The sequence below is a fragment of the Pseudomonas sp. OV546 genome (genome assembly GCF_900116845.1).
Classification (GTDB): domain Bacteria; phylum Pseudomonadota; class Gammaproteobacteria; order Pseudomonadales; family Pseudomonadaceae; genus Aquipseudomonas; species Aquipseudomonas petroselini.
The window spans coordinates 297,161-318,130 of the sequence record NZ_FPCE01000006.1 but is presented as its reverse complement, the minus strand read 5'-3'; the positions used below and the strand labels follow the sequence as shown (position 1 = coordinate 318,130).

The following is a 20,970-nucleotide window of genomic DNA, read 5'->3' as shown; positions in this document are numbered from 1 at the left end:
GGACACCGGTTTGACCCCGCCTCACCCCGTCGGGTGGGGCTTTTGTATGAAGGGAGGAACGCAATGAGTCTGGAAACCTGGCTGCTGTTCAGCGGCGCTGCGCTGGTAGTGATCCTGATCCCAGGACCGCTGTCATTGCTGATGATCAGCAACAGTTTGAATTTCGGTCTGCGCCGCTCCTACCCGGCATTTCTCGGTGGCGTGTCTGCCTCGATCTGCCTGTTGAGCGCATCGGCATTAGGCCTGGGCGCCCTGCTGCTGGCGTCGGAACACCTGTTCAGCGCGTTGAAAATTGTCGGCGCGGTCTACCTGTTTTATCTCGCCTGGCAGAGTTGGCAGCAATCGCGCCAACCGGCCCAAGGTGCCGTGGTACCGCAGGCCGTCGCTACGCCGCGCTTTCGCACGCTGTTTGGCCGCGCCTTTATACTGGGCGCCAGCAACCCCAAGGACATCCTGTTTTTTGCCGCCTTCCTGCCGCAGTTCCTCAGTGCCCAGCAGGCGTTTGTGCCACAGCTGTTGATCATGATCGCCACGTGGACCGTACTCGACCTGCTGTGCAAGCTGGCCTACGGCCTCGGCGCCCATGGCGCAGCGCAGTACCTGCGCAGCGGCAAGGGGCAACGCTGGTTCAACCGCATCAGCGCAGGGTTGTTCAGTGGTGCGGGCGCGGCGTCACTGCTCAGTCGCTGATCGTTACCTAGTCCGTCACCTTAATCATGAACACCGTAAAGTAACCCGCGCTGCGGTTGTGCTGTACGCCCACCAGCATTTTGACCAGGCGTTTGTCCTTCATGGCTTGCTTGACGGACTCGTACAGCCCCTTCTTGCTGGCAGGGCTATGGGTCAGGGTTCGTCGAAACCAGGTGTCGGACAACTGCAGCACATCCGTGGACTGGATATTCAGGCTGCTCGACTCCGTCCAGCGCGTCATCATGAAGTACACATTGCTGGATTTGGGATGGGTGCAGATAAAGTTGTACTGGTTGCCCATCTTGCGTTTCTCCACTGCCGTGACGGTAAAACCCTGGCGCTCAAGCACTTGCCTGACGGCCTTGCGCACGGTCAAGTTTTTGGTGTGCGTACTCGCGGTGCCTTTTGGGCCAGACAGTGCAGGAGGCAGTCGAAAAGGCACGATGAAGTCCACGCGGGCAAACCCCATCCCAGTGCTTTCAGTGGCGATGTTGATGCTCGCTCGCTTCTCCAGTCGCAGCGGCTTGAGCATCCTTAACAGGTCATCCGTCTGCCCCAGAACGCGGGGCACCGGCGGCAGCCAATCATCGAGGGTCGCGCGAATATTGAGCAGGCGCGTGGCGGTCATTGAGTTCCCCGTATCGGCCAGTTCTACCAGACGATGGGCTACGGCGTACTGACTCGAACGGGTCAAGCCAGGAAAAGCCGTAGCCACCGACTCGACCAAGGGCCCAACGAACAGCGGTTGACGCGGCGTCCACAGGCCGTCGGCCCCCAAGGTAAAAGGAATGGGCTGGGAAGCCAGGTCATCGCTGAGCCAGTGGACCAGTTCGTCATAAGACCCTTCTCCCATGCGTACGCTACGCCTCACGAAAACCAGATCGTCCGGTGCCTTCGCGCCTGCGGGGAGGATCTCGTAATATTTGTTGCCCAACAGCAGTGCGTCGTAAGGTCGGGGGCCAGGCATACGGTACAAGCGCTTGGACTCGGATATCGCCTGCGGTGGCTCGGCCGGTACTTCCTGCCCCCAGCCCTGCCAGGCATGATCCGCCAGCACGGCGCGGTCCCGATAACCGGTGCGGGGAGGAGCCTGCGGTGCCGACCAGCCGGTGTTCCCCTCCGTTGTATCCCAAGGCCTCCACCGCCCGGAGCTGGGACCGGGCGTCGGTTCCGGAGCGTCGGCCCCCAGTAGCCACTCGGAGGGTTCTTGAATACGTAGCACCAGTTCGTTCTCACCGCCGGCCTTGGTGTTTTTCATGCGCAGGTCGCGCTCCCCTGGGCGACGATAAACGGCGTAGCGCTCTGCACCGTCGACCACAAACTGTTCGCCGCCTTTCACATAACTGCCCTTGCTGTGGCCACGAAGGGCAATCGCACCGTCGACGGTGGTCGAGGTGCTATAGCCGTCAAGGCCCTTGAGCGAACGCGCGCCGGGCGACGAACGCAAATAAAAGTGGCCGCCATGTGCCATTCGCTGCTGGCGGTGCAACTGCTTGAGTGCCTGGCGCAGGGTCGCGGTGCTGAGGCCACGACTGCCCCGCGCCAGGATGCCGGGGCTTAAGGTCATGAGCGCTTCGACCACGGCCATGTGGACACTCGACACTAGGTCGAACACTGCATGTGGCGAGGCGCGTTGATACACCCGCCTGGCAGCCAGCAATACTTCGTACACCTTGACACCCAGGCCCACCCCCGGCACGTAGGACAATAGCCCGCGCCGCCTGGCGTCGACCTGTTCACCCAAGCGCCATTCGCGATAGGCCTGCAACTCTTCACGGGAGTTGGACTCACTGCGCGCCTGGCGCTGGACACCGAGTACCCGAGCATGGGCCACCATGGCCAACAGGTGACAGCCGTTGCTGAGGGTAATCCCCAACCACTGACGCGGTGCTGCGGCCTGTTGCTCACTGATTTCGGCTTCGATCTCCGTCAAGGCTTTGGCCGGCTGTACGCGCCAGGTCATGAACCATCGCCGCACAGCCTTTGCGATGCCCGGCCAACCGTTGCTTGCAAACCCGTGGATGACCCTCAACCAGCTCAATGGTTCGGCAACACGGTGCAGGACTTCCGGGTAACTGCCGAGGGCCTGAGCCTCCCAACCCGGCGCGATTTTGCGGGCAATGTCCAGACAGATGTCCGGTTCAGCCGCAAGGTCGATCAGTGCCTGACGAGCTCGCGCCAGGTTCAGATGCTCGGTTAACGCCGGGTGCCCTGTTGCCTCGGGCCAATACACCAAGCACCGGCCATCGACTTGATCGAGGATCACCACAATGCCGGCCACATGTCGCGGCTGGGGTAACGTCAACGCCTCCAGCCGAACGCAACACAACTGAACCCGATGACCGTTACGTTCCAGGTCAGACACCGAGCGGGCGCTCAGCGCAACGTCAAACAGGCTTTGCGCACGGGCACTCAACCCCGCGTTGACGGCACTGAACAGCTCCCATCGCGCCGCCAACCGAAACGCCCGTAACAGGACAGCCCGCAGGCCAGTCGAACCCTCGCCATCGCCATAAAACGCCTGACTGATCTGGTGGTCGTACTGCCCGCCCAGGTCCAGGGCCGAAATCGTTTCAAGCAAATAGTCAGGGGTCAGGCGAGTCTTCCAGGAGGGTTCCAAGTAACGCCCATGGCGCAATCTCTGTCGTGTCCAGGGCGCCTCGGCATCCAGGTTGCTCAGGGCCAGTTGTAACAGGCTGAACTGGCTGCGTTGCTGGCTGACCACCGTCTTGATCCCCGACCCGCCCGCCGGGCGTTGTGGGTGGCCTTCCCAGTGGGTGCTGACATCATCGGGCAACTCCAGCATCGGTTGGTCGATGTTCACCTCGGGATAAAAACCATCGGCGGTCAACTGCGCGATCAGCGCTTGGCGAGCAAACGTCGCCAGCGCCGGCAACTGGTGCAACAGGCCGCGCTCGAGGGCCTGGCGCGCACTCAGTGCCTGGGTTTGCAGCCGTCCATATTGCCTGCGTTGGGCCACTGCGGCCTGGGCCATCCAGGCGGGCAAACGCTTGACCTGCGCCGCCGCCAGGCGCAAGACCTCGACATTGGCCAACGCCTGGTCCCGCGTGTCGTTGGGTGGGATCTGCAAGCTGCTGGCCGCTTCATCGGCCAACAGCATTTTGGCCAAGGCGGTGTCACTGACTTCGCCAAAAACTTGCTCGCCTTTTTCCACGCTCACCCGCAGTTGATTGAAGCCTTCGAGCTGCTCACGAATCGCCAGCATCAGCGCGTGCCCTTCAATCACCGACCAGGTCACCGTCAACGGCTGGTCGGTCGCCAAAGCGTTGACTTCAGCCATGGCCCGTGCGCGCTTCGGACGGTGAACGCTGCGCCACAGGGGTGAGCCGTCCGCGTCTTTAAGACTGGCGTCCAGCGCGGCAGACAGTTGCTCCAGTGAATTGAACCCTTGAAGCCCACCGTGGATACCCGGCAAATAAAACAGCACCGGCTCTTGGCGAATCGGCCGAGCCACAGACTCGGCAGTGGTGATGACCCATGCTCCGAGCAAGCGATGGCCGCTGCCGATCGAGACACCCAGCCACCGCGTTGTACTGCGTGCATCGGCGGTGGCTGGTTTTTTTTCCAGGGCTTCAAGCCCGACCTTCAGATGGCGGGGCCCAATCAGCTTCAACTGGTGTTGCAGGCGCACCTCGGCATCCAAAGCCGTATGGCATGCCTTCAGCAGTTGCGAAGCCCGTGAACGCTGGCCTGCGGGGCTATACTTCCAGTATTCGAGGTCTGCCAGGCGCGAGTCAGAGACCAGCGTTTGCGCAGCGGCAAAGGCCTCCTGCCACTGCCGGTGCAGCGCTTGGAAGTCGCTATGCGCGGAGGTCTCCTGGTTCAGGTCCGTGGGGTCCAACAGCCCCGACAGCGCTTTCTCATAGCGCAGCAGCTTGGCTTCACGGGTTTTGATCGCCAGGTCCAAATCCAGGCTGGCAAAATCGATGTGCTGCAACCGACGCAGCCGGTCCCATTCCAGCATTTGCTCCAACGCAGCGTGAAGGTCCGGTCGTGGCTGGATCCACTGCTTGCGCTCCTGCTCAACCCGCTGCAAGCGCTGGATAATACTCCCCTCGCTGCCGCGTGCCGCGTCGCGAGGAAACACCAGGACCAAGTTGATCTGCCGGACACAATCGCGCTCATTTTCCCATTGGACGCGCACCACGCTATCGGCGCTGTGGTGCAGTGCGTTATCCGTCAGCGGTTGCGGGGGCTGGACGGTGAGAGGAACGGCATCCTGTGAGACAACGTCCGGTAATTCGTGTCGACGACTCAGGGGCAAACGTGGCCACACGGCCTCCAAATACCGATTGATCAACCTCGGCAGTTGCTCTTGCAAGCTGATCAAGGAGCCAAATTCGTGAAACACCTGGGCCAACCCCGGCAGAACAATCACCTGCCGCTGATGGCTGCGCCCCTCGTCCTGATAGATATGCAAGGCGCCGCCCAACAGCACGCGGACCGCTCCCTTGGCCGGCCAAAATAGCGGTGAAACCTGCAAACCGCCCCAAAACCCACCCGCCTGCTGCCGCGCCGCCAAGGTGGGCGCGTCGAGGATGCCCTGGACCATCTCCACGCCATGATCCGACAGCTCCAACACGCCGTGAGCCAGCAACGCCTGGTCGGCTAACCACTCGCTGTAGACCTCACGCCAACGTGCCTGGCGTGACAGCCAGGAGTCGCCCGCCAATCCCGTCCAGTAATCCGCCTGGGCCTCATCAAGCTGCGCGTGGTCCCACTCTCCAAGAGCATCCAACAAGGCCGCCTGGGACGTGTCATCCAGCGTACACGGGGGCACGCCATCATCATCGGGCTCCGACGCCAGCAACCTCAGGCTCGCCTCGATCAAGTCCGGCAGTGAGCATACCTGGCCCTCCGGCATCGGCACTTTGCCCGTTAGGGTTTCAAGGTTAACGCCGAAGGCCTTTTGTAATGCCACGCGCGTAATCCGGCGAATGCGTGGGGCACGGCTCAGTAAGGTGTTCAGGCGTTTGGTCGATGCCCGGGCTCGCAGGCTGGCGGCGTGCAGCTCGTTGATCGTGCGGCTGGGCGAAGCGCTGGAATTGATTCGGCGGGTCAAGCCGTCCTTGATAGGGTCATCGTCGACACGTCCTGCCTGAGAGTCGGGTACCTCGCTCATCTTCGCCTCCGTTGCTCTGAAAAACACGAGGCTACGCAGATCGACGACTGCTCCCGATGTACATAAATAACCTTGGCCTAATAAAAATATCGCGGGCGCTCTCCCTGTTCGTATGCCAGGGAAACCTTAGAAAGCGCCCGTGCCGGATCGCCCTCCTTGAACAACACTCGAAAAAAAGCCCGCAGTGTGGGCGGGCCAAAACCAACGAAGTCAGTGGTGTACGTTAGTCAGCTACCGCGGTAAGTCGAATAGCTGTAGGGCGAAATCAGCAGTGGGACGTGATAGTGGTCCTGCTCGGCGCTGATGCCGAACCGCAGGACCACCACATCAAGAAACGCAGGCTCCGGCAATTGCACGCCTCGAGCGCGGTAGTAGTCACCCGCACTGAACTGCAGCTGATAGACACCGCTGCGGTAGTCATCACCTTGCAGCAGGGGGGCATCGCAGCGGCCGTCGCTGTTGGTCTGTGCGGTGGCAACCAGTTCCAGCTGCGCGCCTTCGACGCGATACAGCTCGACCTTGATTGCGCTGCCGGGGCAGCCGTGTGCGGCGTCCAAAACGTGTGTGGTCAAACGTCCCATGGCGTCTGTGCGCCTCCCGTGGTCAGTAATAGAGGAAACCGCACTCTTTCAGGGCATCAAAAAAGCCGGCGACGAACGATTAAGACACTTTTCAAAAAACTTGTACACAATAAATTTAACAAACACCCGGTCCCCGTGAGTCACGACCAGGGTGGCGACAGGGGTGCACCTGCTATACCCAGTTAGAATGCTTGCCGGTAAGCTGACGCCTACAGGTGGGCGTCTACCAAAAAGTTTTTAGGCTTTAGCTGACCAGTCAGGCAGGTTTCTTGCAGTAACTTAAACGCATGCCATTCGGAAAAAATGCAGAAATGCAGGCTTACAAACTGAGCAATAAGTTGTATACAATCACTCATCGCTACTTCGACGAACAAGAAGGAAGACTGCAGTGAGCGCTGACTACCCACGCGACCTGATCGGTTACGGCAGTAACCCTCCTCACCCCCATTGGCCGGGCAAGGCGCGCATTGCGCTGTCTTTCGTACTCAACTACGAAGAAGGCGGCGAGCGCAATATTTTGCACGGAGACAAGGAATCCGAAGCCTTCCTCTCGGAAATGGTCTCGGCCCAGCCGCTGCAAGGTGCGCGTAACATGAGCATGGAGTCGCTGTACGAATACGGCAGCCGTGCCGGCGTATGGCGCATCCTCAAGCTGTTCAAAGCATTCGATATCCCGCTGACCATCTTCGCCGTGGCCATGGCCGCCCAGCGTCACCCGGATGTGATCCGCGCGATGGTCGAGGCCGGCCACGAAATCTGCAGCCACGGCTACCGCTGGATCGACTACCAGTACATGGACGAGGCCCAGGAGCGCGAGCATATGCTCGAAGCCATCCGCATCCTCACCGAACTGACCGGCGAACGCCCGCTGGGCTGGTACACCGGGCGCACCGGCCCCAACACCCGACGCTTGGTGATGGAGGAAGGCGGCTTCCTCTACGATTGCGACACCTACGACGACGACCTGCCCTACTGGGAACCCAACAACCCCACCGGCAAGCCGCACCTGGTGATCCCCTACACCCTGGACACCAATGACATGCGCTTCACGCAGGTGCAGGGTTTCAACAAGGGCGATGACTTTTTCGAGTACCTCAAGGACGCGTTCGACGTGCTCTACGCCGAAGGCGCCGAAGCGCCGAAGATGCTGTCCATCGGCCTGCATTGCCGCCTGATCGGCCGCCCTGCCCGCCTGGCCGCCTTGAAGCGTTTTATCGAATACGCCAAGGGCCATGAACAGGTGTGGTTCACCCGCCGCGTCGACATTGCCCGTCACTGGCACGCAACCCATCCGTACACGGGAGCAGCGAAATGACTGCGTTCCAAACGCTGAAACCGTCGACCCTGAGCCGCGACACCTTCGTCCAGGCTTTCGCCGACATCTACGAACATTCGCCATGGGTGGCCGAAAAGGCCTTCGACCTGGGCCAGGACGCGTCGATCGACCAGATCGAAACCCTGCACCAGCGCATGAGCGACATCCTGTTGAGCGCCGATCATGCCAAGCAACTTGCACTGATCAACGCTCACCCGGACCTGGCCGGCAAAGCCGCCGTCCAGGGCCAGTTGACCGAAGCCAGCACAAATGAACAGGCTGGCGCCGGTATACACCAATGCACGGCCGAAGAGTTCTCGCGCTTCACCGAGCTGAATGATGCCTACAAGGCCAAGTTCAAGTTTCCCTTCATCATGGCGGTAAAAGGCAGCAACCGGCATCAGATACTCGCCGCGTTCGAAACGCGCATCCACAACGCGGTGGACACCGAGTTCAAGTGCGCGCTGGACGAGATCAACAAGATCGCGTTGTTCCGCTTACTGACCCTCTAAACGACCATCCCCAGCCACTTTATCTAAGGCAGACAAGAAGAATGAAAGCTTACGCCGCACCTTTCGAGAAGTTCGTCAACCTGGCCGACGCCCGCTTGGGCACCAAGATCATCTCTGTCACCGATGACTGGTTCGCCGACGCCAACCGCCTGTTCCAGCCGACCCCGGCCGTGTGGAAGGAGGGCGTTTTCGATGACAACGGCAAGTGGATGGACGGCTGGGAGTCGCGCCGCAAGCGCTTCGAAGGCTACGACAGCGCGGTGATCCGCCTGGGCGTACCGGGCTCGATCAAGGGCGTGGACATCGACACTTCATTCTTCACCGGCAACTACCCGCCGTCGGCCTCCCTGGAAGCCTGCTTCCTGGCCTCGGGCGAGCCTGACGAAACCACCCAGTGGGTGGAAGTGCTGTCGGCCGTCGAGCTGCAAGGCAACAGCCACCACTACCACGAGATCAACAACGACCAGGCGTTCAGCCACCTGCGCTTCAACATCTACCCGGATGGCGGCGTGGCGCGTCTGCGTGTGTACGGCGTGCCGTTCCGCGACTGGTCCTCGGTGGGCGACAACGAACAGGTCGACCTGGCTGCCGCACTTAACGGTGGGCGTGCCCTGGCGTGCTCCGACGAACACTTCGGGCGCATGAGCAACATCCTCAACCCAGGTCGTGGCGTCAACATGGGCGACGGCTGGGAAACCGCGCGTCGTCGTACACCGGGCAATGACTGGGTGATCGTCGCCCTGGGCCACCCGGGCGAGATCGAGAAGATCATCGTCGACACCCTGCACTTCAAGGGCAACTACCCGGACACCTGCTCGATCCAGGGCGCGTTCGTGAAGGGCGGCACCGACAGCCAGATCGAAACCCAATCGCTGTTCTGGCGCGAACTGCTGCCGGCGCAGAAGCTGGAAATGCACGCCGAACACACCTTCGCCGAGCAGATCAAGGCGCTGGGGCCGATTACCCACATCCGCCTGAACGTGTTCCCGGATGGTGGCGTGAGTCGCCTGCGCGTACTGGGTAAAGTTTCGAAGTAAGCGGTGAACCCTGTAGTGAGCGGTCTTGCCCCGCGCTGGGTGGCGAAGCCGCCCCAATCCAGCCACCGCGTTCTGTCAGACAGAACTCAGGCGCCTGGTTTTAGGGCGGCTTCGCCACCCAGCGCGGGGCAAGCCCGCTCACTACAGAAGCAAAACAAACACACAGAATCCGGATAAGAAGACAGCCATGCGCACACTGATGATCGAACCCCTGACCAAAGAAGCCTTCGCCCCTTTCGGAGACGTTATCGAAACCGACGGCAGCGATCACTTCATGATCAACAACGGGTCGACCATGCGCTTTCACAAACTGGCAACGGTCGAAACCGCCAAGCCGGAAGACAACGCCATCATCAGCATCTTCCGCGCCGACGCGCTGGATATGCCATTGACCGTGTGCATGCTGGAGAGACACCCGCTGGGCAGCCAGGCTTTCATTCCGCTGCTCGGCAACCCCTTTCTGATCGTGGTCGCGCCACTTGGCGATGCACCTGTATCGGGCTTGGTCCGCGCCTTCGTCACCAACGGCAGGCAGGGCATTAATTACCATCGCGGCGTCTGGCACCACCCGGTGCTGACGATCGAAAAGCGGGATGACTTCCTGGTGGTTGATCGCAGTGGCACAGGCAATAACTGCGATGAGCATTTTTTTGAAGAGGATGAGCGGTTGATCCTCGCCCCCCACCAATAAGAGAAGGCCGGATCACCCGACAACAAGGGTGACAGGCGAGAGGTAAAGACTGTGGAAGCACATTTGATGGAATGGCTGAACCTGAGCGTGCGCTGGGTTCACATGATCACGGGCGTCGCGTGGATCGGCGCTTCTTTCTACTTCGTCTGGCTGGAAAACAACCTTAATCGCGTCAACCCCAAGAGCGGCCTGGCCGGTGACTTGTGGGCGATCCACGGTGGCGGTATCTACCACCTGGAAAAATACAAACTGGCCCCACCGACCATGCCGGACAACCTGCACTGGTTCAAATGGGAAGCCTATTTCACCTGGATGTCCGGGATAGCGCTGCTGTGTGTGGTGTTCTACTGGAACCCCACGTTGTACCTGCTGGCACCGGGCAGCAGCCTCAGTGGTCCGGAAGGCGTATTGCTGGGCATTGGCTCATTGTTCGCCGGCTGGTTCATCTACTCCTTCCTCTGCGACTCGGCCCTGGGCAAGCGCCCTGCCCTGCTCGGTTTCATCCTGTTCGTGCTGTTGATTGCCGCCGCGTACGGCTTCAGCAAAGTGTTCAGTGGCCGTGGCGCCTACCTGCACGTGGGTGCGGTGATCGGCACTATCATGGTCGGCAACGTGTTCCGCATCATCATGCCGGCGCAACGCGCACTGGTCGCGGCGATTGCCGAGAACCGCACACCGGACCCGGCGCTGCCAGCCAAAGGCCTGCTGCGTTCGCGACACAACAACTACTTCACCTTGCCGGTGCTGTTCATCATGATCAGCAACCACTTCCCGAGCACCTACGGCAGCCAATACAACTGGCTGATCCTGGCCGGTATTGCGGTGGCGGCGGTGTTGGTGCGGCACTACTTCAACACGCGGCATAACAGCCAGAAGTATGCGTGGACCTTGCCGGTAGGCGCCTTGGCGATGATTTGCCTGGCGTACGTGACCGGGCCGAAACCGGTGTCGACGACCCCGGAAGTGGCCAAGGCGCCGGCGGCCATCGAGTATCAGCCGTTGCCGGAAACGGCGTTGGGCGGAGGTTTGAAACCCGCCGCGCCCGCTGCGCCTGCCGAACCGGCTACCGCCCCTGCGGCACCTGCCCAGGCGACGATTGATTTCGACAAGGTCCATGGCGTGATCCAGGAACGCTGCGCCGTATGCCATTCGGCCAAACCGACCAGCCCGTTGTTCAGCACCGCACCGGCCGGGGTGATGTTCGACACCCCGGCGCAGATCCAGCAGCAGGCCGCGCGTATTCAAGCGCAGGCCGTGGCGAGCCAGATCATGCCGCTGGGCAACATCACCCAAATGACCCAGCAGGAGCGGGATCTGATCGGCACCTGGATCAACCAGGGAGCGCGCACCCATTAACTGATTCACAGAGATCCAGTGTGGGACGGGCTTGCCCCCTCCCACCTTTGGGCCTGCCGTGTTTTGAAGATCGAGTTACACCCGGCAATTGAATGCCGAACAACACAACAATAAAAAGATCCGAGGTGTTGCATGACCGAGTTAGTCGAACCGCAGATTCCTGCCGCGCCCGCCATGGTGCGGCTGCCCCTCTTGCAACTGATTCTGGTAGGCCTGCAACACGTCTTGCTGATGTACGGCGGCGCCGTCGCCGTGCCCCTGATTATTGGCCAGGCCGCCGGCCTGAGTCGTGAAGAAATCGCCTTTCTGATCAACGCCGACCTGCTGGTGGCCGGCATCGCCACCCTGGTGCAGTCGTTCGGCATCGGCCCGGTGGGCATTCGCATGCCGGTGATGATGGGCGCCAGTTTTGCCGCCGTCGGCAGCATGGTCGCCATGGCTGGCATGCCGGGTATCGGCTTGCAGGGGATCTTCGGCGCAACCATCGCCGCCGGGTTCTTTGGCATGTTGATCGCGCCGTTCATGTCCAAGGTCGTACGCTTTTTCCCACCGTTGGTGACCGGCACGGTGATCACTGCGATCGGCCTGTCGCTGTTTCCGGTCGCCGTGAACTGGGCCGGTGGCGGCAGTGCCGCTGCGACGTTTGGCTCCCCCATCTACCTGGCAATTGCCGCGTTGGTACTGGCCACCATCCTGCTGATCAACCGCTTCATGCGCGGATTCTGGGTGAATATCTCGGTGCTGATCGGCATGGGCCTGGGCTACGCCTTGTGCGGGGCTATCGGCATGGTCGACCTGAGCGGCCTGGCCCAGGCGCCGTGGGTGCAAATGGTGACGCCGCTGCACTTCGGCATGCCCAAGTTCGAGTTGGCGCCGATACTGTCGATGTGCCTGGTGGTGGTGATCATCTTTGTCGAGTCCACTGGGATGTTCCTCGCGTTGGGCAAGATCACCGGCCAGGACGTCACGCCGAAGATGCTTCGTCGCGGCCTGCTGTGTGATGCCGGTGCGTCGTTCTTTGCCGGCTTCTTCAATACCTTCACCCACTCCTCGTTCGCCCAGAACATCGGCCTGGTGCAGATGACCGGCGTGCGTTGCCGCTCGGTGACGATGATGGCCGGCGCATTTCTGATCGTACTCAGCCTGCTGCCCAAGGCCGCCTACCTGGTGGCATCGATTCCACCGGCGGTACTGGGGGGCGCGGCGATTGCCATGTTCGGGATGGTGGCGGCCACCGGGATCAAGATCCTCCAGGAAGCCGACATCGCCGACCGTCGCAACCAATTGTTAGTGGCGGTGAGCATCGGCATGGGCCTGATCCCAGTGGTGCGCCCGGAGTTCTTCGCGCAGCTGCCGCTGTGGATGAGCCCAATTACCCACAGCGGCATCGCCATGGCCACCCTCAGCGCGTTGTCGCTGAATATCCTGTTCAACATTTTCGGCGGCGCAGAACGACCTGCCGTTGCTCACACGCATTGATTCCTTTGTTAGTAAAACAATAACAAGACAGGGAACCCTCACATGCACACCCTTCACCTGGGGCCGGCCACAAGCCGTGCCCCATTCTCGCCCCACGCGCGCTGTTACAGCGCACTTGAGCCCAAGCTTTGGAGCCAGTATTCTCCGCGCCCGCTCGAATCAACTCAAAAAAAAACAGCGAATGTAAAAGCTGACTGCAAGGCCAACTTATCCCGGCCTTATGTCTGCGGCCAACGTGCGCAAACGTCCTCTGAATTCGACTGCATCCGATGCAGCCGACGGGGATTTTTTGGCTTTTTAAACACCTTGGCGCAGCTCTTGCTAAAAGCACTAAAGCTGACCAAACAGACGATTTTTGCAGCGAAGCCAAAGGCGCCACACCAGAGCGCCTGCGTAGAAGAAAAACCATAAAACTTTAACTCGGGAGCAACCGAATGAAACCTATGTTCCAAGGCCTGATGCTGGCGGGATCCCTGCTGGCCGGTGGCCAAGCCGTGGCCGGTGACCTGTTGCAGTGGCAGAACAACAGCCTGACTTACCTGTGGGGCAAGAGCTTTACCGTCAACCCGCAGATCCAGCAAACCGTCACGTTCGAACATGCCGATGCCTGGAAGTACGGCGACAACTTCCTCTTTGTCGACCGCATCTTTTACAACGGCAAGGAAGACGGCAACGTCGGCCCAAGTACGTATTACGGCGAAATCAGCCCGCGGCTATCATTCGGCAAAATCCTGGACAAAGACTTGTCCTTCGGCCCGATCAAAGATGTGCTGCTGGCACTGACTTACGAGTTCGGCGAAGGCGATAACGAGTCGTATCTGGTCGGCCCCGGCTTTGACTTGAACATCCCCGGTTTCGATTACTTCCAGTTGAACTTCTACCAGCGCCAGACCGAAGGCAATCGCCCGGGTGACGGCGTTTGGCAGATCACCCCGGTCTGGTCGTACACGATTCCGGTCGGCAACTCCGATGTGCTGATCGATGGTTTCATGGACTGGGTGACGGACAACGACAAGAACGCCCGTGGCACTTACCACGCCAACCTGCACTTCAACCCACAGGTCAAATATGACCTCGGTAAAGCGCTGCATTGGGGCGACAAGCAGTTGTATGTGGGCTTTGAGTACGACTACTGGAAGAACAAGTACGGGATCGAAGATTCCGGCGCGTTCAAGACCAACCAGGACACGGCGAGTTTCCTGGTCAAGTACCACTTCTGACAGAACACTGCAGATCTAATGCGGGAGGGGGCTTGCCTCCTCCCACATTTAGTCCTGTTTCAAACCGAGGAACCGAGTGATTTCTTCGCGCTTGGCCAACGCATCCCGCCGCCCCAGCTCAATCAACTCGCTGCAATACCCCGCCTCGAACAACAAGTAACTCAACACCCCCGCCCCACTCGTCTTGGTCGCCCCCGGCCCGCGCAAAAACAACCGCAACGCCGCCGGCAATTCCTGGCGATGCCGTGCCGCGATTTCGTCGATGGGCTGACTGGGCGCAATCACCAGCACTTCCACCGCCGCCACCCCAGGCGCGGCATGGCTGAACTGGTTCAAGCGCTCCAGCAATTCGATATCGCTTTCCAGGCTATCAATGAACGTACTGTTGAGCATGTGCCCACCGATCTGCGCCAGGGTCGGTTCCTGGCCGGTGTAGGTGCGTTGCGTCACCGGCTCAATGCCACGCGGGTTGCCACTGACCCCCACCACCAGCACGCGACTGGCCCCCAGGTGCAAGGCCGGGCTGATCGGCGCCGACTGCCGCACGGCGCCATCGCCGAAATACTCCTGGTCGAGTTTCACCGGGGCAAACAGCAAAGGAATCGCCGAGCTGGCCAGCAGGTGCTCCACCGTCAGTTGGGTCGGCACGCCGATGCGGCGGTGGCGCAACCAGGCGTCGATGGTGCCGCCGCCCTGGTAGAAGGTCACCGCTTGCCCGGACTCATAACCGAAGGCCGTCACCGCCACTGCGTGCAAGTGTTTGTGGCGAATAGCCTCGTCGATGCCGTCGAGGTTCAAGCGCTCTTGCAACAGGTCGCGCAGCGGCGAGCTGTTGAGCAGTGCCACCGGCACCTGAGCGCCGATGCCCAGCAGGCTGTGGATGAAAAAGCGGCCCGCCTGGCGAATCACCCCCGGCCAATCGCTGCGCAGCACCAGATGGCTGCGAAAGCCCTGCCAGAACGCGGTCAGGCGTTGGATGGCCGCGGTAAAGTCCATGGCGCCACTGGCCAGGGTCACAGCATTGATCGCGCCAGCCGAGGTGCCGACGATCACCGGGAAAGGATTGGGTGCCCCCGGCGGCAACAGCTCGGCAATGGCCGCCAATACCCCTACCTGATACGCCGCTCGCGCCCCGCCGCCGGAAAGAATCAAGCCAGTAACCGGTTCAGCTGGGCGCATTGCGTCACTCCATGTAGGGAAAGGTCTGTCTTTGTGGCGAGGGAGCTTGCTCCCGTTGGACTGCGCAGCAGTCCTAATCTTCTTGCGCCTAACGCTGGGGCCGCTTCGCGACCCAACGGGAGCAAGCTCCCTCGCCACACGTGCAGTACTTATCCATCTTATCAGCGGCGTTTTTCGTACAACTTGGCTTCACCCGGTGGCCGGCTTTTGAAGCGGCGGTGAGTCCACAGGTATTGCTCGGGGCATTCACGTACCGAAGCTTCGACCCACTGGTTGATACGCAGGCAGTCGACTTCGTCGCTTTCACCGGGGAAATCGGTCAACGGCGGGTGGATCACCAGGCGGTAGCCGCTGCCATCAGCCAGGCGCTCCTGGGTGAACGGCACCACCAGCGCCTTGCCCAGGCGGGCGAACTTGCTGGTGGCGGTCACGGTCGCCGCCTGGATGCCGAACAGCGGCACGAAGATACTTTGCTTGGCGCCGTAGTCCTGGTCCGGTGCGTACCAGATGGCGCGGCCGGCGCGCAGCAGCTTGAGCATGCCACGCACGTCTTCACGCTCCACGGCCAGGGAATCGAGGTTGTGACGCTCGCGGCCACGGCGCTGGACGAAGTCGAACAGCGGGTTGCCGTGCTCGCGGTACATGCCATCAATGGTGTGCTTCTGCCCCAACAGCGCTGCGCCGATTTCCAGGGTGGTGAAGTGCAGCGCCATGAGGATCACGCCCTTGCCGTCCAATTGAGCCTGCTTGAGGTGTTCCAGGCCTTCGACGTGGGCCAGGCGCGCCAAACGCTGACGTGACCACCACCAGCTCATGGCCATTTCAAAGAACGCGATGCCGGTGGAGGCAAAGTTTTCCTTGAGCAACCGTTTACGCTCTTTGGCGGATTTTTCCGGAAAGCACAGTTCCAGGTTGCGCGCGGCGATGCGGCGACGTTCGCCGGCCACGCGGTACATGCCGGCACCCAGCAGGCGACCAATGGTCAGCAGGGCGCGGTACGGCAGTTGGGTAACCAGCCACAGCAGGCCGAGCCCCAGCCATAACAGCCAAAAACGCGGGTGAAAAAATACAGCTCGAAAACGCGGGCGATCCATTACAGATTCCGGTAAAGACAAGGGCCGCGCATTCTACAACGGTTCGACTCGGCTTGCGGCGGGTGAGTGTTCTCGTTATAAGTCTCGACACTTTTCGTGACAAGCCGCTTTTGCCGACCATGAGCCAAACCGAACCGCTAGACCAAGATCCCGTGTTCCAGCTGAAAGGCAGCATGCTCGCCATCACCGTGCTGGAACTTGCCCGCAACGACCTCGACGCCCTGGACCGCCAGCTCGCCGCCAAGGTCGCCCTGGCGCCGAATTTCTTCAACAACGCCCCGCTGGTGCTGGCCTTGGACAAACTGCCCGCCGGCCAAGGGGTGATCGACTTGCCTGGGCTGATGCGCGTGTGCCGCTCCCATGGCCTGCGTACCCTGGCCATCCGCGCCAGTCGAATTGAAGACATTGCCGCCGCCATCGCCATTGAACTGCCAGTACTGCCACCGTCCGGCGCGCGTGAGCGACCGCTTGAACCATTGGTCGGTGAAGAGAAGAAAAAACCGGAAAAACCACCCGAGCCGACGATCAAGCCGACAAAGATCATCACCTCGCCCGTACGTGGTGGGCAGCAGATTTATGCCCAGGGTGGCGACCTTGTCGTGATCTCCTCGGTCAGCCCGGGGGCGGAACTTCTTGCCGATGGCAACATCCATGTATACGGCCCGATGCGCGGACGTGCCCTCGCCGGCATCAAGGGTGATACCAAGGCCCGTATTTTTTGCCAGCAGTTGACCGCTGAGCTAGTGTCCATCGCGGGCCAGTACAAGGTTTCAGAAGATTTGCGTCGCGACCCGCTGTGGGGGGCTTCGGTGCAGGTCAACCTGTCGGGCGATGTGTTGAACATCATCCGTCTTTAACGGATACTGCCGCATTTTCCAAGCATCTCTAGACTCTGATAGCACAGCGAAACCGGCAAGACTTGCGTAGGAATAATTGAAAGTGGCGTTTTTCCTCGGGAAACCCCATCTTTTTCCTACAAAGACTGTCCGCCTGCAGCGAGTTTCAAGAGATGTTTTTCAGGGACTCAAAAGTCCTTTTTCCTTAGGGGTGAAACACCTTGGCCAAGATTCTCGTGGTTACATCCGGCAAGGGTGGTGTGGGTAAGACCACCACCAGCGCCGCTATCGGTACCGGTCTCGCTCTGCGCGGCCACAAGACAGTTATCGTCGACTTCGACGTCGGCTTGCGTAACCTCGACCTGATCATGGGCTGCGAACGCCGCGTGGTGTATGACTTCGTCAACGTGGTCAACGGTGAAGCCAACCTGCAACAGGCCCTGATCAAGGACAAACGCCTTGAGAACCTGTACGTATTGGCCGCCAGCCAGACCCGTGACAAAGACGCGCTGACCAAAGAAGGCGTAGGCAAAGTCCTGGCTGAGCTGAAGGAAACTTTCGAATACGTAGTCTGCGACTCCCCGGCCGGTATCGAAACCGGTGCTCACCTGGCGATGTACTTCGCCGATGAGGCCATCGTGGTGACCAACCCGGAAGTCTCCTCGGTACGTGACTCGGACCGCATGCTCGGCCTGCTGGCCAGCAAGTCCCAGCGCGCCGAAAAAGGCGAAGACCCGATCAAGGAGCACCTGCTGCTCACCCGCTACAACCCTGAGCGCGTCAGCAACGGCGAAATGCTGGGCGTTGAAGACGTGAAGGACATCCTCGCCGTGACCCTGCTGGGTGTGATCCCGGAATCCCAGGCCGTCCTGAAGGCTTCCAACCAAGGCGTTCCAGTCATTCTTGACGACCAGAGCGACGCCGGCCAGGCGTACAGCGATGCGGTTGATCGCTTGCTGGGCAAGACCGTGGAACATCGCTTCCTCGATGTTAAGAAGAAGGGATTCTTCGAGCGTATCTTTGGAGGCAACTAAACAATGAAATTTCTCGACTTCTTTCGCGCCAACAAAAAGCCAAGTACCGCGTCGGTAGCGAAAGAGCGTCTACAGATCATCGTGGCGCACGAACGCGGCCAACGCAGCACGCCGGACTACCTGCCAGCCTTGCAGAAGGAATTGGTCGAGGTGATCCGCAAGTACGTCAATATCGGCAACGATGACGTGCATGTCGCCCTGGAAAATGACGGCAGCTGCTCGATTCTGGAACTCAATATCACCCTGCCTGATCGTTGATCGAACAGGCGGCCGCCACGGCGGCTCGTTCACCCTGATCCCTTTTTGCGGACCGGGTGGGCGAGCCGCCGTTGGCGTTTGTTACGAGGCTGTTTAATGCCGCTGTCCAACATCCATATCCTCTATCAGGATGCCGCCGTCCTGGTGGTGAACAAGCCTACCCTGCTGCTCTCGGTGCCTGGCCGCGCCGACGACAACAAGGACTGCCTGATCACCCGCCTGCAGGAGAACGGCTACCCCGAAGCCCGCATCGTCCATCGCCTGGACTGGGAAACCTCGGGCATCATCCTGCTGGCGCGGGACGCCGATACACACCGCGAACTGTCCCGCCAGTTTCACGACCGAGAAACCGAAAAGGCCTACACCGCCTTGGCCTGGGGCCAGCCGGAACTGGACAGCGGCAGCATCGACCTGCCCCTGCGCTACGACCCGCCCACCAAGCCACGCCACGTGGTCGACCATGAGTTCGGCAAGCATGCACTGACCTTCTGGAAGGTGCTGGAACGCTGTGGTGACTGGTGCCGCGTCGAGCTGACGCCGATCACCGGGCGCTCGCACCAGCTGCGCGTGCACATGCTGTCCATCGGTCATCCGCTGTTGGGTGATGGCCTGTATGCCCATGAACAGGCCCTGGCTGCGTGGCCGCGCCTGTGCCTGCATGCGAGCATGCTGAGCTTCACTCACCCGCAAAGCGGCGAGCGCCTGCGCTTCGAGTGCCCGGCGCCATTTTAAAGCTGTTGTGGGAGAGGGCTTTCCCCCTCCCACATTTGTTCTGTGCACTTCTCACCCTCGAACGGTAAACTCCGCGCATTGCTGTCTGGAGCTATTTATGCGCGAAGCGTTGAATCAAGGCCTGATCGACTTCCTCAAGGCCTCCCCTACTCCTTTTCATGCCACAGCTGCCCTGGCCCAGCGCCTGGAAGCGGCCGGCTATCAGCGTCTCGACGAGCGCGAGACCTGGACCACCGAGGCCAACGGGCGCTATTACGTGACCCGTAACGACTCCTCGATCATCGCCTTCAAGCTCGGCCGCCACTCGCCGCTGCAAGGCGGTATCCGCCTGGTCGGCGCCCACACCGACAGCCCGTGCCTGCGCGTCAAGCCGCAGCCGGAGCTGCAGCGCCAGGGTTTCTGGCAGTTGGGCGTGGAAGTCTACGGCGGCGCGCTGCTGGCACCGTGGTTCGACCGCGACCTGTCCCTGGCCGGCCGCGTGACGTTCCGCCGCGACGGCAAGGTCGAAAGCCAACTGATCGACTTCAAATTGCCCATCGCCATCATCCCCAACCTGGCCATTCACCTGAACCGTGAAGCCAACCAGGGCTGGGCGATCAATGCCCAGACCGAGCTGCCGCCGATCCTCGCGCAGTTTGCCGGTGATGAGCGCGTGGACTTCCGCGCCGTGCTCACCGATCAACTGGCGCGTGAGCATGGGCTGAACGCCGACGTGGTGCTCGACTATGAGTTGAGCTTCTACGACACCCAAAGCGCTGCGGTGATCGGCCTGAACGGCGACTTCATCGCCGGCGCGCGCCTGGATAACCTGCTGTCGTGCTATGCCGGCCTGCAAGCTTTGCTCACCAGCGAGACCGATGAAACCTGCGTGCTGGTCTGCAACGACCACGAAGAGGTGGGCTCCTGCTCAGCCTGCGGTGCCGATGGCCCGATGCTCGAACAGACCCTGCGCCGTCTGCTGCCGGAAGGTGATGAGTTCGTACGTACCATTCAGAAATCCCTGTTGGTGTCTGCGGACAACGCCCACGGCGTGCACCCGAACTACGCCGAGAAGCACGACGCCAACCACGGTCCCAAGCTCAACGCCGGCCCGGTGATCAAGGTCAACAGCAACCAGCGCTACGCCACCAACAGCGAAACCGCCGGGTTCTTCCGCCACCTGTGCATGGCCCAGGAAGTACCGGTGCAGAGCTTCGTGGTGCGCAGCGACATGGGCTGCGGCTCGACCATCGGCCCGATCACCGCCAGCCACCTGGGCGTGCGCACCGTGGACATCGGCCTGCCGACATTTGCCATGCACTCCATTCGCGAGCTGTGCGGCAGCCATGACTTGGCGCATTTGGTGAAAGTGCTGGGCGCGTTCTACGCGAGCCACGACTTGCCCTGATAATTTGGGCTGACTCGGTCAAAAATGTGGGAGGGGGCGTGCCCCCGGTGGCGGCGGATCAGTGACTCTATTTGTAGTCTGACCCTTTGCAATCGGGGCAAGCCCCCTCCCACATTAGATCTGCGTATACCTGACCTGCATCACCTGCACTTTCTGCAATCCGACCTAGACTTGTCAGTATTCCCACTCCGACAAGGCCGTCGCACCATGATCTCCATGTCCTCCTTCCACGCCATGCTTATCCCGATTCTGATCGGCATGATCCTGTTGGCTGTAGGCTTCAACTTTCGTGACAAGCCTGTCGGCGTGTTCGGCATGTGGGTCGGCATGCTGCTGATCCTGGGCACCGTGGTGTACAAGATCCTCGCCAAACTGGCCGAATGACGATTGCACTCGTACACTCGCTCAACCCGTCGTTTTCAAGGT

General features: G+C 60.8%; 19 protein-coding genes. 15 read left to right on the top strand and 4 right to left on the bottom strand.

What is annotated here, in order from left to right; genetic code table 11:
- Positions 1-63: 63 nt before the first annotated feature.
- On the top strand, positions 64-690 hold the full coding sequence (locus tag BM403_RS16445; RefSeq protein ID WP_046036061.1) for a LysE family translocator: 627 nt from the start codon (positions 64-66) through the stop codon (positions 688-690).
- A 7-nt stretch (positions 691-697) separates the two neighbouring features.
- Here the strand turns inward: BM403_RS16445 and BM403_RS16440 are convergent, their stop codons facing one another.
- Both BM403_RS16440 and uraH read right to left on the bottom strand, forming a co-directional pair.
- Entirely contained in the window at positions 698-5,833 is a 5,136-nt protein-coding gene (locus BM403_RS16440; RefSeq protein ID WP_256577174.1) for a dermonecrotic toxin domain-containing protein, read from the bottom strand.
- Positions 5,834-6,060: 227 nt separating this feature from the next.
- A complete protein-coding gene (uraH, locus tag BM403_RS16435; protein ID WP_015885122.1) occupies positions 6,061-6,414 on the bottom strand; it encodes a hydroxyisourate hydrolase in 354 nt (117 codons plus the stop codon).
- A gap of 388 nt (positions 6,415-6,802) precedes the next feature.
- Here uraH and puuE point away from each other — a divergent pair, with 388 nt between their 5' ends.
- From puuE to BM403_RS16400, 8 genes are all read left to right on the top strand, one after another.
- A complete protein-coding gene (gene puuE, locus BM403_RS16430; protein WP_064052759.1) occupies positions 6,803-7,729 on the top strand; it encodes an allantoinase PuuE in 927 nt (308 codons plus the stop codon).
- Positions 7,726-8,241: a 2-oxo-4-hydroxy-4-carboxy-5-ureidoimidazoline decarboxylase gene (gene uraD / locus BM403_RS16425; RefSeq protein WP_046036060.1), complete on the top strand. Its 516-nt coding sequence runs from the start codon at positions 7,726-7,728 to the stop codon at positions 8,239-8,241. The genes puuE and uraD overlap by 4 nt, the downstream gene beginning before the upstream one ends.
- Positions 8,242-8,282: 41 nt before the next feature.
- A complete protein-coding gene (alc, locus tag BM403_RS16420) occupies positions 8,283-9,278 on the top strand; it encodes an allantoicase (protein ID WP_015885125.1) in 996 nt (331 codons plus the stop codon).
- A gap of 187 nt (positions 9,279-9,465) precedes the next feature.
- Entirely contained in the window at positions 9,466-9,969 is a 504-nt protein-coding gene (locus BM403_RS16415) for an ureidoglycolate lyase (RefSeq protein WP_015885126.1), read from the top strand.
- Between the two features lie 51 nt (positions 9,970-10,020).
- Positions 10,021-11,325 carry a urate hydroxylase PuuD gene (locus BM403_RS16410; protein ID WP_093543758.1) on the top strand — a complete coding sequence of 435 codons (1,305 nt, stop codon included), beginning with the start codon at positions 10,021-10,023 and terminating at the stop codon, positions 11,323-11,325.
- Positions 11,326-11,457: 132 nt separating this feature from the next.
- Positions 11,458-12,804 (top strand): nucleobase:cation symporter-2 family protein, encoded by a 1,347-nt coding sequence (locus tag BM403_RS16405; RefSeq protein WP_093543756.1) that lies wholly within the window; start codon positions 11,458-11,460, stop codon positions 12,802-12,804.
- Positions 12,805-12,846: 42 nt separating this feature from the next.
- Entirely contained in the window at positions 12,847-13,215 is a 369-nt protein-coding gene (locus BM403_RS31545; protein WP_139237980.1) for a hypothetical protein, read from the top strand.
- A 23-nt stretch (positions 13,216-13,238) separates the two neighbouring features.
- Entirely contained in the window at positions 13,239-14,024 is a 786-nt protein-coding gene (locus tag BM403_RS16400) for an outer membrane protein OmpK (protein ID WP_046036057.1), read from the top strand.
- Between the two features lie 48 nt (positions 14,025-14,072).
- On the opposite strand, the gene BM403_RS16395 is transcribed toward BM403_RS16400, so the two are convergent.
- Together BM403_RS16395 and BM403_RS16390 are read right to left on the bottom strand one after the other, a co-directional pair.
- Complete coding sequence (locus BM403_RS16395) at positions 14,073-15,203, bottom strand: patatin-like phospholipase family protein (protein ID WP_093543754.1); 1,131 nt, start codon at positions 15,201-15,203, stop codon at positions 14,073-14,075.
- 161 nt (positions 15,204-15,364) lie between these two features.
- The gene (locus tag BM403_RS16390) at positions 15,365-16,297 is read right to left on the bottom strand and encodes a lipid A biosynthesis lauroyl acyltransferase (RefSeq protein ID WP_015885131.1); all 933 of its coding nucleotides are present in this window, start codon (positions 16,295-16,297) and stop codon (positions 15,365-15,367) included.
- Positions 16,298-16,416: 119 nt separating this feature from the next.
- Between BM403_RS16390 and minC the strand changes: the two genes are divergently transcribed.
- The 6 genes from minC (at position 16,417) to BM403_RS31890 (ending at position 20,928) form a co-directional block, all read left to right on the top strand.
- Positions 16,417-17,154, top strand: coding sequence for a septum site-determining protein MinC (gene minC / locus BM403_RS16385; RefSeq protein ID WP_015885132.1), 738 nt, complete (start codon positions 16,417-16,419; stop codon positions 17,152-17,154).
- Between the two features lie 200 nt (positions 17,155-17,354).
- Positions 17,355-18,167 carry a septum site-determining protein MinD gene (minD, locus tag BM403_RS16380; RefSeq protein ID WP_017737535.1) on the top strand — a complete coding sequence of 271 codons (813 nt, stop codon included), beginning with the start codon at positions 17,355-17,357 and terminating at the stop codon, positions 18,165-18,167.
- Between the two features lie 3 nt (positions 18,168-18,170).
- Complete coding sequence (gene minE / locus BM403_RS16375) at positions 18,171-18,425, top strand: cell division topological specificity factor MinE (protein ID WP_003175252.1); 255 nt, start codon at positions 18,171-18,173, stop codon at positions 18,423-18,425.
- Positions 18,426-18,521: 96 nt separating this feature from the next.
- A complete protein-coding gene (locus BM403_RS16370; RefSeq protein WP_015885133.1) occupies positions 18,522-19,157 on the top strand; it encodes an RluA family pseudouridine synthase in 636 nt (211 codons plus the stop codon).
- Positions 19,158-19,254: 97 nt separating this feature from the next.
- A complete protein-coding gene (locus BM403_RS16365) occupies positions 19,255-20,544 on the top strand; it encodes a M18 family aminopeptidase (protein WP_046036055.1) in 1,290 nt (429 codons plus the stop codon).
- 207 nt (positions 20,545-20,751) lie between these two features.
- Positions 20,752-20,928, top strand: a complete 177-nt coding sequence (locus tag BM403_RS31890; protein WP_015885135.1) for a hypothetical protein — start codon at positions 20,752-20,754, stop codon at positions 20,926-20,928.
- Positions 20,929-20,970 lie beyond the last annotated feature (42 nt).